12 protein-coding genes are annotated in these 13,105 nt (G+C 62.5%); 8 read left to right on the top strand and 4 right to left on the bottom strand.

The window, feature by feature from the left end:
* Nucleotides 1-16: 16 nt before the first annotated feature.
* A complete protein-coding gene (gene sepH / locus ACLRGI_RS17435; RefSeq protein ID WP_419202823.1) occupies nt 17-1,354 on the bottom strand; it encodes a septation protein SepH in 1,338 nt (445 codons plus the stop codon).
* A 260-nt stretch (nt 1,355-1,614) separates the two neighbouring features.
* Here sepH and ACLRGI_RS17430 point away from each other — a divergent pair, with 260 nt between their 5' ends.
* Nucleotides 1,615-1,914, top strand: coding sequence for a DUF4193 domain-containing protein (locus tag ACLRGI_RS17430; protein ID WP_419202822.1), 300 nt, complete (start codon nt 1,615-1,617; stop codon nt 1,912-1,914).
* Nucleotides 1,915-1,919: 5 nt separating this feature from the next.
* Here the strand turns inward: ACLRGI_RS17430 and ACLRGI_RS17425 are convergent, their stop codons facing one another.
* Complete coding sequence (locus ACLRGI_RS17425) at nt 1,920-2,384, bottom strand: DUF3093 domain-containing protein (protein WP_419202824.1); 465 nt, start codon at nt 2,382-2,384, stop codon at nt 1,920-1,922.
* A gap of 129 nt (nt 2,385-2,513) precedes the next feature.
* Between ACLRGI_RS17425 and dut the strand changes: the two genes are divergently transcribed.
* From dut to ACLRGI_RS17405, 4 genes are all read left to right on the top strand, one after another.
* Nucleotides 2,514-3,053: a dUTP diphosphatase gene (gene dut, locus ACLRGI_RS17420; protein WP_419202821.1), complete on the top strand. Its 540-nt coding sequence runs from the start codon at nt 2,514-2,516 to the stop codon at nt 3,051-3,053.
* A 118-nt stretch (nt 3,054-3,171) separates the two neighbouring features.
* Entirely contained in the window at nt 3,172-3,930 is a 759-nt protein-coding gene (locus ACLRGI_RS17415; protein ID WP_419202820.1) for a DUF3710 domain-containing protein, read from the top strand.
* A 100-nt stretch (nt 3,931-4,030) separates the two neighbouring features.
* Nucleotides 4,031-4,291 carry a hypothetical protein gene (locus ACLRGI_RS17410; RefSeq protein WP_419202819.1) on the top strand — a complete coding sequence of 87 codons (261 nt, stop codon included), beginning with the start codon at nt 4,031-4,033 and terminating at the stop codon, nt 4,289-4,291.
* Nucleotides 4,288-5,130 carry a DUF3159 domain-containing protein gene (locus tag ACLRGI_RS17405; RefSeq protein WP_419202818.1) on the top strand — a complete coding sequence of 281 codons (843 nt, stop codon included), beginning with the start codon at nt 4,288-4,290 and terminating at the stop codon, nt 5,128-5,130. Before ACLRGI_RS17410 ends, ACLRGI_RS17405 begins: the two co-directional genes overlap by 4 nt.
* On the opposite strand, the gene ACLRGI_RS17400 is transcribed toward ACLRGI_RS17405, so the two are convergent.
* Nucleotides 5,097-5,834, bottom strand: coding sequence for a potassium channel family protein (locus ACLRGI_RS17400; RefSeq protein WP_419202817.1), 738 nt, complete (start codon nt 5,832-5,834; stop codon nt 5,097-5,099). The two genes, ACLRGI_RS17405 and ACLRGI_RS17400, sit on opposite strands and share 34 nt — an antisense overlap.
* Complete coding sequence (locus ACLRGI_RS17395) at nt 5,834-6,505, bottom strand: potassium channel family protein (protein WP_419202816.1); 672 nt, start codon at nt 6,503-6,505, stop codon at nt 5,834-5,836. The genes ACLRGI_RS17400 and ACLRGI_RS17395 overlap by 1 nt, the downstream gene beginning before the upstream one ends.
* Before the next feature lie 114 nt (nt 6,506-6,619).
* On the opposite strand from ACLRGI_RS17395, the gene ACLRGI_RS17390 reads away from it, so the two are divergent.
* The 3 genes from ACLRGI_RS17390 (at nt 6,620) to ACLRGI_RS17380 (ending at nt 13,010) form a co-directional block, all read left to right on the top strand.
* Complete coding sequence (locus ACLRGI_RS17390; RefSeq protein ID WP_419202815.1) at nt 6,620-8,596, top strand: APC family permease; 1,977 nt, start codon at nt 6,620-6,622, stop codon at nt 8,594-8,596.
* On the top strand, nt 8,593-9,960 hold the full coding sequence (locus ACLRGI_RS17385; protein WP_419202814.1) for a class I SAM-dependent RNA methyltransferase: 1,368 nt from the start codon (nt 8,593-8,595) through the stop codon (nt 9,958-9,960). Before ACLRGI_RS17390 ends, ACLRGI_RS17385 begins: the two co-directional genes overlap by 4 nt.
* 242 nt (nt 9,961-10,202) lie before the next feature.
* Complete coding sequence (locus ACLRGI_RS17380) at nt 10,203-13,010, top strand: aconitate hydratase (protein ID WP_419202813.1); 2,808 nt, start codon at nt 10,203-10,205, stop codon at nt 13,008-13,010.
* Nucleotides 13,011-13,105: the final 95 nt, after the last annotated feature.

The following is a 13,105-nucleotide window of genomic DNA, read 5'->3' as shown; positions in this document are numbered from 1 at the left end:
AATAGGACTTACTCATCTAGTCGCCACGTGCCCCAAAGACAATCTCGTCCCAGCTCGGGATACTGGACCGTTTGGGGCGGGAGGGCTGGCGTTCCGCGGGGGCATCAGCTTCCTTGCCCACGACGGGGTCGCTATGGTCCTCCGCCGGGGTCTCGTCCCGAGGGGCCTCGTTGCCGGATGATGCAACGGAACCGCCCTCTGCCCGGGGTTGCCCGCTGCCGCTGCCGCCCAGGAGTTCGTCAAGCCCCGCAGGTTTGCGCCCGGCAAGGGAAGTCACAGGCCGAAGCGGGCTTGCTACCACCGTTATTTCACGTGTGTCTGTGCTGACGCCGTCGTGGAGCCTTAGTGAGTCGTCGCCGTCGTCGTCCTGTGGCTCAAAGTGCCGCGGAGCCAGGCTCAGCCGCGACAACATCGATGGGCGTCCGTCTTTGCGTGAAGGCTCGTCGACGGCGGGAGCCGCTGGCTCCACGTCCAAGCCGGCGTTGTGATCGGCCTCTTCGATTTCCTCGCCCGGCCGCGGGTGCGCTGCAGGAACATTGCTCAGCAAGACAGCCAAAGCATCATCGCCGTCTTCGTCCACGCCGAGGCGTTGGCCACGCCGCGAGCGGAGCATTTCGAGGAGGCTGTCTGATTCTTTGGCAGAGGCACGTGCTGCTGTCTCGGCATCGGTCTCGAAGTCGAACGGCCTATCCGAGACGGCAGCAAGCCGCCTGGCGGGGACGGGGCCGTCCAGAGGCTCCAGTTCGCTGAGTTGCTGGGCCCAACGGTTGGCGTTATGAAGCGACTTGCGCTGCGGACTGAATGTCCACATGGCGGGCGGTTCTTCGCCGATGCTTCCGTGGGCGCCGGGGAGAGTATCAAAGCGTGCGACGACGATCCAGGTACCGTCCGGGCGCCGCCAAGAGTCCCAATCCACTGTGGAGGAATCAATACCGTGTGCTGAAAGCCGGTAGTCAACCATCTCGCCCAGAGTGGCCGGGTTGTCACCGAAAGCCGAGCGGTAGATGTCGTGCCCGGGCGCAGGGGAGGCGACTTCGATGTTTCGGGCCTGCCGCACTACGTACTCACGCTCAGCAAGCACAGGGCCCTCGTAGCGTTGGACATTGGCCAGGGGGAGGCCGGACAGTTCGGCGACCTCCGTGGCCGTGGCTCCGCTGCGGATCCGGGCCTGGATATCGCGGGGCGACATGGCAATTGCCGTGTTGGAGGCGCGTGCGGCCACCTGGGCAGGGGTGCGGCTCGCCGCGGCCCTTAAGGCTTCGTCGATCGGAAGCTGGAACATCGCACCACCGGGGCCGCTCAAGAGCAGATGCCCGCCGTCGTCGTGGACGCCTACCAGTCGTAGATCCTGCATAACACCCTCCACCACATGGCATAACTGACATTCGAAACTCTGCCACCCGCGGAGGCCTTTTCCTACTAGGACAAAGGGCGTGCCGTGCAATTTCCAAGGAAAAGGGGGCCTATGGACATTTCAGGCACGGGGGAGGACAATCTGGCCGAGATCGGGCACAAATCCGGGGCGTCCGGCGTTTGCACCCTTAAGCCGGAGGCAGGAAAGTTCCTGCACTCCGGTTTCCAACCAGGAACAGGTATGGAGGACGACGAAGGACCATGGCCACGGATTACGATGCCCCTCGAAAGACCGAGGAAGACGTCAGCGAGGATTCACTGGAAGAGCTGAAGACGCGCCAGTCGGGGAAGCAGTCCGCAGCGGTGGACGTCGATGAGACGGATCTTGCTGACGGCTTTGAGTTGCCGGGCGCGGACCTCTCCGGGGAGGAGCTCCTCATCCAGGTGATGCCACCCCAGCCTGACGAATTCACATGCTTTAACTGTTTCCTGGTTAAGCACAGGTCACAGATAGCTGCGGAACGGGGCGGACACCAGTACTGCACTGAGTGTGAAAGCTAGGAGCTCTAGCTTCGTGGCGTTGTAAGTGCTGAAACGAGCTCGTCAGGCCGGCGGGAGGACGCCAACCAGTAGGGGGTCCGGTCTGCCGGGTCCGTGATCTCAATCCTGACCACCGCGTCGATCCACCCGCGGAAGCACATATAAGCGAGTCCGTTCAGGCGGGGGCCACGTTCAGCGGTGGCTTCGGCTTTCTTGAATGCTTGAACAGAGCCTATGAATTTGCGGTCGATGCTCGCCCGTCCCACCGTGACCGTGTCAGCGGTGACAGTGATGGTGGGCGTCGAGAGCACCAACATGATGACCATGATGGCCAGCAGAACCAAGGCGGCGATGATGCCGGCGGCCGCGCTGATGGGGCCAAACATGAGGACGCCTGCCGCTGAGAGGCCAACAACCACAACCCAGATCCACACGGACGGCCACAGCTTCTCGGTGTACAGGATCTCCAAAGACGAGTTTCGGGCAGGCATGGGGGAAGACTGGTCAGGCGTAGGCATGAGACCAGCTTATCGGGCCTTGGCTGCGGGCGTCGCCCCCTGGCCCGGTTGGACCTGGCTTGACCGGCAGGGGAGGATCAGCTCCAAGTAGAATGGACCATTGTGAGCAACGAGACCGCAGTATTCAGTACAGACGCCACGTCCGCAGTCGCGGGCAGCAGCGAAACCACAAGAGCGTACGGCGCACCCACTCTGGAGGTGCAGCTGAAAATGCTCGATGCCGGGTTGGAAGTCCCGTCCTACGCGCACCCCGGCGATGCGGGCGCCGATCTCCGCGCCCGGGAGGATGTGCACCTCGCTCCCGGGGAACGGAAACTCGTTCCAACCGGTGTCTCGATTGCGCTTCCGGACGGATTCGTGGCACTGATCCACCCCCGCTCCGGACTGGCCACCAAGCACGGACTCACGGTGGTCAATGCTCCCGGCACTGTGGACGCGGGCTACCGCGGCGAAATCGCAGTCACGCTTCTGAACACCGACCAAAAAAGTGCCATCGACCTCAAGCGCGGCGATAGAATTGCACAAATGGTGATTCAGCGCGTCGAATACGCGCAGTTCGTGACCGTTGACCAACTGTCCGATTCCGTTCGGGGTACCGGCGGCTTCGGGTCCACGGGTGGTTTCAATGGACCGAAGGCCTGAGAAACTACTGAACCTGGCGTGAGCAGCACGCCAACGCTTGACGCATTTGCGCGGTTTAGCGAGGTTTAGCGTGGTTGCGGTTTACTTGGGGATAGACCACTACTAAGGAGAAAACCCAATGCTTTTTGGGCGCGGCAAGAAGTCCAAGGACGAGCGGTCGGAAACCGCCGGTACCGTCGATGAGTCCGGTGCCGAGGCACTGATTTCCGAACCAGGGGGGGCTGGCGCAACCGGTGACTTTCGCCTCGGTAAAGGTCCTTTGGATATAGACGAGATCGAGAGCCGCGATGGCTATGTTGACCTCGGTGCACTGCTGATCGCGCCGGCCGAAGGCCTCCAGTTGCGGCTTGAAGTGGAGGAAGCCACCCAACGCGTGGTCGCAGTCACCATGGACCTCAACGGTTCCAGCCTGCAGCTCCAGGCGTTTGCGGCGCCCCGTTCCGAAGGTCTTTGGGACGAAATCCGCGAACAGATCAACCAGTCCGTGGCGAGCCAGGGCGGAGAAACCGAAGAGGTGGCCGGGGCGTTCGGGACGGAACTGGTGGCCAAACTGCCCGCTGAGGCGGCTGACGGCAGCCGAGGTTTCCGTGCCGCCCGCTTCATGGGCGTGGATGGACCTCGCTGGTTCCTCCGGGGAGTCCTTGGTGGGCGGGCTGCCTTGGAGCGTGATGCCGCCGCCGGACTGGAGGATCTCTTCCGCAAGGTCGTGGTGGTCCGTGGCGAGAATCCCATGCCTCCCCGCGAACTGCTGCAGCTGCGGCTACCCAAGGATGCTGCGGTCCCGGGGCAGGCGGGCGCTACCCAAGGTACCGTTCCCCCGGAGGAGCCCGCAATGCAGCAGCCGGAGCGAGGGCCGGAGATTACCCAGATTGGTTGATTCCTCCGGGCACGGCGGAATATCCGGTCGGAGGCCTGGGCAGGGAGTTCGTGATCTTCCTGCGCGGGGCAGGGCTGCATGTACCGGTTTCATCGAATCCGTGACCCATCAGCCGCCCAGCGAGCAGCCGTTCTTCTCGGCTGTGGTGGTAGATACCCTGCGCCCCGGGGATCAGCGCCCCGCCGGGGGAGCCGGGAAGCCCTATGACCGCCTTCGCGTCATCTGGCTGGGCAGGACTCGGGTTCCCGGTATTGAAGCCGGAGTGGAACTTCGCTTGAACGGCATGGTGACCCAGGTTGACGGCCTTCCGGCCATGTTCAATCCCAGATACGAAATACTTTCCCGTCAGGAGCACCTATGACCGTGGCCAACGGATCAGAACCGAAGGACACAGGGCGCCCGACGCCCCCTGAGGATGAAGTTTCGCTGCCCGGCGCGGCCAAGCCCGGCGCCGCACGGCCCGGCGCCGCACGGCCCGGCGCGGCCGGACCCGGTCCGGATAAACCCAGTGTCTCGGACCTTGCCGCCGGTTATGCCGAAAAGGCCGGACTCCACAGGAACAGTGCGGGGCACGTGGACATGCTGAAGACAGCAGGCGGTGCCCAAGGTATCGCCGAGAGCATCCTTCCCGGACTGGTCTTCCTGGTGACGTTTACCGTCACCCGCGATCTCACAATCTCCCTTATCGCAGCGCTGGCTGCTGCCGCCATCTTCACCGTGGTGCGCCTGATCCAACGGCGCCCCTTGACGCAGGCGTTGGCCGGCGTGGTGGGTGTCGGCATTTCCGCTTGGTTGGCCAATACCACCGGTAAGGCTGAGGACTTCTACGTCCTTGGGTTCTTCACCAACATCGCCTACATCGCCGGCATGGTTCTTTCCATAGTGCTCAAGTGGCCGGTTGCGGGGCTGCTGTTTGGCTTCGTTCGCAATGAAGGCCTTGAGTGGCGGAAGGATGCCGAGCGGCTCCGCGCCTACAGCTTGGGTACCTGGATCGTGGTGGCGGTGCTCGGCCTCCGCCTGGTGGTTCAGGTGCCGTTGTACTTCATGGGAGAGCCCGGGCTGACAGCCTTGGCTACCACCAGGCTGCTGATGGGCGCTCCACTGTACATCCTGGGCCTCTGGGTGGCCTGGCTGGTCACCAAGCCTGGTGTTCAGGAGGCCGCATCTCAGCCGTCGAAGCCGTCGTCCTCAGCTGATTGATCGGCTGCCTCGGCGGCATCGCCACGGGGTTCCTGGCCGTCGTCGGAACCGGGCGACAACAGCGCCCTTAGGCCGTCCTCCGCTGCAATGGTGGTGACGAAGAAGAGTTCGTCACCGCCGTCCAGGACGTCATCACGTGTGGGGGTGATGGGTGCGTGGTCGCGCAGGATGGCAACCAACGTCGCGTCATCCGGCCAGTCGATACCGCCCACCGTGCTGCCAATGACGTGCGAATCGTGCGGAACGGTGAACTCCACGATCGAGGCCACCCCTGTCTGAAGGGTCAGCAAACGCACGATGTCGCCGATTTCAACAGCCTCTTCCACGAGGGCTGTCATGAGCTGCGGGGTGTTGACGGCAACGTCCACCCCCCAGGAGTCATTGAACATCCAGTCGTTCTTGGGGTTGTTGACGCGCCCTACGGTGCGCCCCACACCGAACTCTGTCTTGGCGAGCAGCGATACCACCAGATTTACCTTGTCGTCACCTGTGGCGGAAACCACGACGTCGGCATCCTCAAGTTTGGCGTCCTGCAGCGTGCTGAGTTCGCAGGCATCGCCCACCAGCCAACGGGCACCTCGAAGCCCGCTGCGTCCAATGACTTCGGGTTTCAGGTCGATAAGGAGAATTTCGTGTTTGTGGGCCAGCAGCTCACGCGCAATGGACGAGCCGACGCTGCCTGCGCCAACAATGACAACTTTCACTAAGACTCCTTGGCGGGTGCTTTGGCGAGAATCCGGCTGATCTCGGACGTTCTGTCCAGGCTGACCATCGCGTGGACGGTATCACCCTCCTGGTATGCGGTGCCGGCTTGGGGCAACAGGCCTTCGCCAAACCTGGTGAGGTAAGCAATGCGGATGCCGGCTGCGGACTCGATGGAGTCCATGCTGTGTCCGATCCAATCCTCGTGCAGATCCACTTCGGCCAGCACCAGACGCCCTGACGGCTCGCGATAGTCGCCGGCGAGATGCTGCTCGGGCAGTATGCGCCGAAGTACCTGGTCAGCGCTCCAGCGAACGGCTGCCACCGTGGGGATGCCGAGCCGCTGGTAGATTTCGGCGCGGCCGGGATCGTAGATGCGTGCCACCACGTGGGCAACATGGAATGTCTCGCGGGCTACGCGCGTGGCAAGGATGTTCGAATTGTCACCGCTGGAAACGGCGGCAAAGGCGTAGGCCTCTTCCACTCCGGCTTGCTTCAGGGTGTCCCGATCAAACCCGACTCCGGTGACTTTGCGCCCCGTGAAGGTATTGCGGAGCCGGCGGAAGGCCCGCTCGTCCTGGTCGATGATGGCCACCGAGTGGCCGGCATCCTCCAAAGTGTGTGCCAGGGTTGCGCCAACACGGCCGCAACCCATGATCACGAAGTGAGCCACCGTGTCTCCTTATGTGTGTTGTCCATCCCGCTCGGTACGACTTTACCGGTGCACCGCGGGTAAGCCCGCGACAACCGTCATGACATCCCTGGTGATTCAGAGTAGCTTTGCGGAGTGCTGACAATTTTGAATGCCGCGAAGCGGGTGTTGGTGGGGCGTCCGGTCAGGAACGACCGCCTGTCCCACACCTTGTTGCCCAAACGCATCGCTTTGCCGATCTTCGCCTCGGATGCCCTGTCCTCAGTGGCTTATGCCCCGGACGAAATCCTGCTGACGCTCGCCCTTGCAGGAGTGAGCGCCGTGGCCTTCTCCCCGCTCGTGGGCCTCGCTGTCATGGTGGTGTTGCTCACAGTAGTGGCCTCCTACCGTCAGAACGTGCACGCGTATCCGTCCGGCGGAGGCGACTACGAGATCGCCAACGTCAACCTCGGCAAGTACGCCGGGCTCACTGTCGCCTCCGCCTTGCTGGTGGATTACGTACTGACAGTGGCTGTTTCCATGTCATCAGCAGCAACCTATCTGACCACCGCCATCCCGGCATTGCATGGCCAGCAGGCACTGATTGCCACTATCGGCGTGATTATCCTGGCTCTGGTCAATCTCCGCGGAGTCAAGGAAGCGGGGACGCTGTTTGCCGTCCCGACGTACATCTTCATGGCCTCCATCCTTGGCATGACTGCTGTGGGCATATTCCAAGCAGCCACCGGAACGTTGGGGGAGGCTCCGTCCGCCAACTTCACCATCGTCCCTGAGCCTGGATTCGATGAGGGCCTGGTAGGGCTGGCAGGGGCCTTCCTGCTTCTGCGTGCCTTTTCATCTGGCGCGGCCGCGCTGACCGGTGTCGAAGCAATCAGCAACGGGGTGCCGAATTTCAAGAAGCCGAAGAGCAAGAACGCGGCCACCACGTTGCTGCTGCTCGGGGTCATCGCGGCATCCATGCTGGCAGGCATCCTCTACCTGGCCAACGCCACCAAGGTGCACATCGTGCTGGATCCGGCGCGCGAGTTCCTGGTGGACGGCAAGCCGCTGCCCGAGGGATATATCCAGACTCCTGCCATCAGCCAGATTGCCGACACCATTTTCGGGTCCGGCTCCGTACTTTTCTACGTCGTTGTTGCGGCCACGGGCGTCATCCTGGTATTCGCTTCCAACACGGCATTCAACGGCTTCCCCGTGCTGGGTTCGATCCTCGCCCAGGACGGATACTTGCCACGACAACTCCGCACGCGCGGCGACAGGCTCGCGTTCAGCAATGGCGTCCTGGCGCTGGCAGCCGGGGCGCTGGTCCTGATTCTCGCGTTCAACGCAGATGTCACCAAGCTGATCCAGCTGTACATTGTGGGCGTCTTCATCTCTTTCACGGCCAGCCAGCTTGGCATGATCCGGCACTGGGGCCGCGAACTGAAACTCGCCCGGGACAAAGCTGTCCGCCGGCGCATCATCAAGTCGCGGACCATCAATATGCTGGGCTTCGGGATGACGGCTTTGGTCCTTGTCATTGTCCTCATCACCAAGTTCGAACAGGGCGCCTGGATAGCGCTGCTCGCCATGTTTGTTCTCTTCCTCATCATGTGGAGCATCCGTGCCCACTATGACAATGTGGCCAGGGAGTTGGCCGTGGATGAGGATTCCTCGCCCCGCGCACTTCCCACCAGGGTCCACGCGGTTCTCCTTGTTTCGCACGTGCGTAAGCCGGTCCTTCGGGCTCTGGCCTACGCAAGGGCGTCCAGGCCGTCACGCTTGGACGCCGTCACTGTGGACATCAGCCCGGACGAGACAGCGCAGACCGTCCGGGATTGGGAGAAGCTTGAGATTCCCATTCCCCTGACCGTTTTGGCCAGTCCCTACCGTGAAACCGTCACGCCCATCATGGACTACATCAAGAACATGCGCCGCGACTCACCGCGGGACCTGATCGTGGTGTACATCCCCGAATATGTGGTGGGCAAATGGTGGGAGCAGCTGGTCCACAACCAAACAGCACTCAGAATCAAGACAAGGCTCCATTTCGAACCCGGAGTCATGGTTGCCAGCGTTCCGTGGCAGCTGAAGTCGTCCGAAGAAGCAAAGGCACTGCAGGATACCCAATGACCCCCCACAACAATTCCCAGAACGCAGAATACGGCGACGGCCAGGGCGTGCCCGGCACCGAGCTGGTGGTGGGCGTTGGCCCCATCGCCCACGGAGGGCACTTCGTCGCCCGGCACGAAGGGCGCGTCATCTTCGTCAGGCATGCCATCCCGGGAGAGAAGGTCCGTATCCGGTTGACCGACTCCGGTGACTCGTCGCGCTTCTGGAGGGCCGACGTCGTCGAGGTCTTGGAGGCCTCGCCGGACCGCGTTCCGCATTTTTGGAAGCAGGCCGATTCGCTGGGCTCATGGAGCCGCGGTACTCCGCCGGTGGGCGGCGCCGAGCTCGGACATATTTCCTTGCAGCGGCAACGGGCGTTGAAGGCCGAAGTGTTGGCCGAACAACTCAAGCGGCTCGCCGGCCTGGACCTGGCCACCGAGGTGGAAGCTGTTGGAGACAATCACGACGACGGACTCGGCTGGCGCACGCGCGCCAGCTTCACGGTGACCCCCAAAGGCCGGTTGGGCATGCATGCCCACCGCTCTGACGTAGTGCTTCCCGTCAAGGAAATGCCGTTGGCGGTTGCGGGCCTCAACGAGCTGAAGCTTTGGGACCTTGACTTGTCCGGCATCGCCCGTGTGGAAGTCGCGGTGCCTGCCAACGGTTCGCGGGCCCTGATCCTGCTGGCCCCGGAAGAATCCACGAGTCCCAAGAGATTGCACAGCATCGTCTCGCAGTTGCCGCATGACGTGTCGGTTGCGAGCTTCGATCCGGGCAAGGGCGAGGTTCTGCAGCTAAGGGGGAGGACCTGGGTGCAGGAAACGGCAGCCAGCCACGAGTACCGGGTCACCGGCGAGGGTTTCTGGCAGATCCACAAGGACGCCCCGGAGACGCTGGTGAACGCTGTGACGGGCTATCTCTCCAAGGGCGGGTACTTACAGCCCGGCGCCGCAGTCGCGGACCTGTACGCCGGTGCCGGCCTGTTTACGGCACCGTTGGCGGACGCCGTCGGAGTGACCGGTTCGGTGCTTTCCGTGGAAGGCGCGCCGGGAACCAGCCGTGATGCCCGCAAGAACCTGCATGGTGAAGCCCAAGTCGAAATCGTGCAAGGACGTGTTGAGCGGGTCCTGCATCAACGCGCCCGCAGCTTCGACTCTTTGGTACTGGATCCACCACGCGCCGGAGCGGGCAAGGCCGTGGTCAAGCAATTGATGGCCACCGGACCGCGTGCAATCGCCTATGTGTCGTGTGATCCGGCATCCTTCGCGCGTGATCTGGGTTACTTCCATCAAGGTGGTTGGCGACTCGAGTCGCTGCGGGCCTTCGATCTGTACCCGAACACCCATCACTTGGAAACGGTAGGGCTGATCGTCCCCGCTGCCTAGCCGCCAGCCGCCCGACTGCCATGGTGCAGAAGGAGGAACCTGCAGTTTCGATCGCGGCGCCTGATCAGTGACGCAACGCCGGAGTATGCCACTACGATGGCAGCAGTAGCCCCGGACCGCAGAGATCATCGCCGCGGAGCGGGGTGACCAAGAGAGATGCCGCCCGGCTAAGTAAGGTGCGCCTAACTGGCTAGCGGCCAACCACGCGACAAAGATGAAACTGTTGCGAGAGGAGTCCTGCCATGAGCACTGTGGACAGCTTCGGTTCCAAAGGCGTACTGAATGTAGCCGGCACCGACTATGAAATTTTCCGGTTGAACTCCGTAGAGGGCGCAGACAGCCTTCCGTTCAGCCTTAAGGTATTGCTTGAAAACCTCCTGCGGACTGAGGATGGCGCCAATATTACGGCTGACCATGTCCGCGCCCTGGCCGGTTGGGATCCCAATGCGGAGCCCGACACGGAAATCCAGTTCACCCCCGCCCGAGTCATCATGCAGGACTTCACTGGCGTTCCCTGCGTCGTTGACCTGGCTACCATGCGTGAAGCCGTCAAGGAGCTCGGCGGTGACCCCAAGCGCGTCAACCCGTTGGCGCCTGCAGAAATGGTCATCGACCACTCCGTCCAGATCGACGCCTTCGGAAACTCGGGCGCGCTGGAGCGCAACATGGAGATCGAATACCAGCGCAACGGTGAGCGCTACCAGTTCCTTCGCTGGGGCCAGACCGCCTTTGATGACTTCAAGGTAGTTCCCCCGGGAACCGGCATCGTCCACCAGGTCAACATCGAGTACCTGGCACGCACCGTCATGACCCGCGAGGTAGACGGCGTTGTCCGGGCCTACCCCGACACCTGTGTTGGCACCGACTCGCACACCACCATGGTCAACGGCCTGGGCATCCTGGGTTGGGGCGTTGGCGGTATCGAAGCCGAAGCTGCAATGCTCGGCCAGCCCGTCTCCATGCTGATTCCCCGCGTTGTGGGCTTCAAGCTCAAGGGCAGCATCCCCGCTGGCGCTACCGCTACTGACGTGGTGCTCACCATCACCGAAATGCTGCGCAAGCACGGTGTTGTTGGCAAGTTCGTTGAGTTCTACGGTGAAGGCGTGGCCGCTGTGCCGCTGGCCAACCGCGCCACCATCGGTAACATGAGCCCGGAATTCGGTTCCACGGCTGCCATGTTCCCGATCGATGACGTCACTTTGGACTACCTGCGCCTGACCGGCCGTTCCGAGGCAAATGTTGCCCTCGTGGAGGCCTACAGCAAGGAACAGGGCCTCTGGCACGATCCCTCCCGCGAACTGCGCTTCTCCGAGTTCCTCGAGCTGGACCTGTCCACGGTAGTTCCTTCCATCTCAGGCCCGAAGCGTCCGCAGGACCGCATCGAGCTCACGGATGCCAAGGAACAGTTCCGCAAGGACATCCACAACTACGTCGCCATCGAAGACGGCAGCGTAGACGAGGCACTGGACGAATCCTTCCCGGCTTCGGACGCGCCCTCCTTCACGCACGCTGATTCACACACCACGGAGACCGACCGCGTTTACTCGGCCGCCAACGGTGCGAACGGCCGCCCGTCTTCACCGGTCAAGGTCACCACTGCCGATGGCCGCGAGTTCGAGCTTGACCACGGCGCAGTGTCGATCGCTTCGATCACGTCCTGCACCAACACGTCCAACCCGTCGGTCATGCTGGCTGCGGCCCTGCTTGCACGCAACGCCGTGGACAAGGGCCTGACCTCCAAGCCGTGGGTCAAGACATCCGTTGCCCCCGGCTCGAAGGTCGTCACGGACTACTACGAAAAGTCCGGTCTGACCCCTTACCTTGAGAAGCTTGGCTTCTACATCGTGGGTTACGGCTGTGCCACCTGCATTGGTAACTCCGGCCCTCTTGAGCCGGAAATCTCCGAGGCAATCCAGGCCAACGATCTCTCGGTCACCGCAGTTCTCTCCGGTAACCGCAACTTCGAAGGCCGTATTAACCCGGACGTGAAGATGAACTACCTGGCTTCCCCGCCATTGGTCATCGCTTACGCCCTGGCCGGCTCCATGGACTTCGACTTTGACACCGATGCCCTGGGCACTGACTCCGAGGGCAACGAGGTCTTCCTGAAGGACATCTGGCCGAACCCCACCGAGGTGCAGGAAGTCATCGACTCCTCCATCGACGAGGCCATGTTCGCCAAGGGTTACGAGGGCGTCTTCGACGGCGACGATCGCTGGAAGGCACTCGACACCCCGGCCGGTGACACCTTCGCTTGGGCCGAAGACTCCACGTACGTGCGGAAGCCCCCGTACTTCGAGGGTATGAAGGCCCAGCCGGATCCCGTCAAGGACATCTCGGGCGCCCGCGTGCTCCTGAAGCTTGGTGATTCCGTCACCACGGACCACATCTCCCCGGCAGGTTCCTTCAAGTCGGACACCCCTGCGGGCCAGTACCTCCTGGCCAACGGTGTGGAGCGCAAGGACTTCAACTCCTACGGTTCACGCCGTGGCAACCACGAAGTCATGATCCGCGGTACGTTTGCCAACATCCGCATCAAGAACCAGCTCCTGGACAACGTTGAAGGTGGCTTCACCCGCGACTTCAGCCAGGAGGGTGCTCCGCAGGCTTACGTTTACGACGCAGCCCAGAACTACCAGGCAGCAGGAACGCCGCTGGTTGTCCTGGCAGGCAAGGAATATGGTTCCGGTTCGTCCCGTGACTGGGCAGCCAAGGGTACGGCGCTCCTGGGCGTCAAGGCCGTTATTGCTGAAAGCTACGAGCGCATCCACCGCTCCAACCTCATCGGCATGGGCGTTCTTCCGTTGCAGTTCCCTGCCGGAGAGTCCGCAGCAACCTTGGGCCTGACCGGTACGGAAACCTTCGCAGTGGAGGGAGTCACCGAGCTCAACAACGGCACTACGCCGAAGACGCTCAAGGTGACCGCCACGGCCGAAGATGGAACTGCTAAGTCCTTCGACGCTGTCCTGCGCATCGATACCCCGGGTGAAGCGGACTACTACCGCAACGGTGGCATCCTGCAGTACGTTCTGCGCCAGATCTCGGCATAATGAACCGGCTGGTTTCCAGCTGATTCACAACCGTTCAGCCCCGGCTGGTCGTCCGACCAGCCGGGGCTGTTGGCGTCCCGGGAGCTTGCCGGGCG

The organism is Paenarthrobacter sp. PPS72 (genome assembly GCF_048537125.1).
Taxonomy (GTDB): domain Bacteria; phylum Actinomycetota; class Actinomycetes; order Actinomycetales; family Micrococcaceae; genus Arthrobacter; species Arthrobacter nitroguajacolicus_E.
The sequence above is the reverse complement of the archived record's forward strand: the minus strand, read 5'-3'. Positions and strand labels throughout refer to the sequence as shown.

What these genes read in the sequence shown, in the direction of transcription:
- sepH (WP_419202823.1), bottom strand. Translation starts at nt 1,354, where the DNA reads ATGCAGGATCTACGACTGGTAGGCGTCCACGACGACGGCGGGCATCTG.
- ACLRGI_RS17430 (WP_419202822.1), top strand. Translation starts at nt 1,615, where the DNA reads ATGGCCACGGATTACGATGCCCCTCGAAAGACCGAGGAAGACGTCAGC.
- ACLRGI_RS17425 (WP_419202824.1), bottom strand. Translation starts at nt 2,384, where the DNA reads ATGCCTGCCCGAAACTCGTCTTTGGAGATCCTGTACACCGAGAAGCTG.
- ACLRGI_RS17415 (WP_419202820.1), top strand. Translation starts at nt 3,172, where the DNA reads ATGCTTTTTGGGCGCGGCAAGAAGTCCAAGGACGAGCGGTCGGAAACC.
- ACLRGI_RS17405 (WP_419202818.1), top strand. Translation starts at nt 4,288, where the DNA reads ATGACCGTGGCCAACGGATCAGAACCGAAGGACACAGGGCGCCCGACG.
- ACLRGI_RS17385 (WP_419202814.1), top strand. Translation starts at nt 8,593, where the DNA reads ATGACCCCCCACAACAATTCCCAGAACGCAGAATACGGCGACGGCCAG.
- ACLRGI_RS17380 (WP_419202813.1), top strand. Translation starts at nt 10,203, where the DNA reads ATGAGCACTGTGGACAGCTTCGGTTCCAAAGGCGTACTGAATGTAGCC.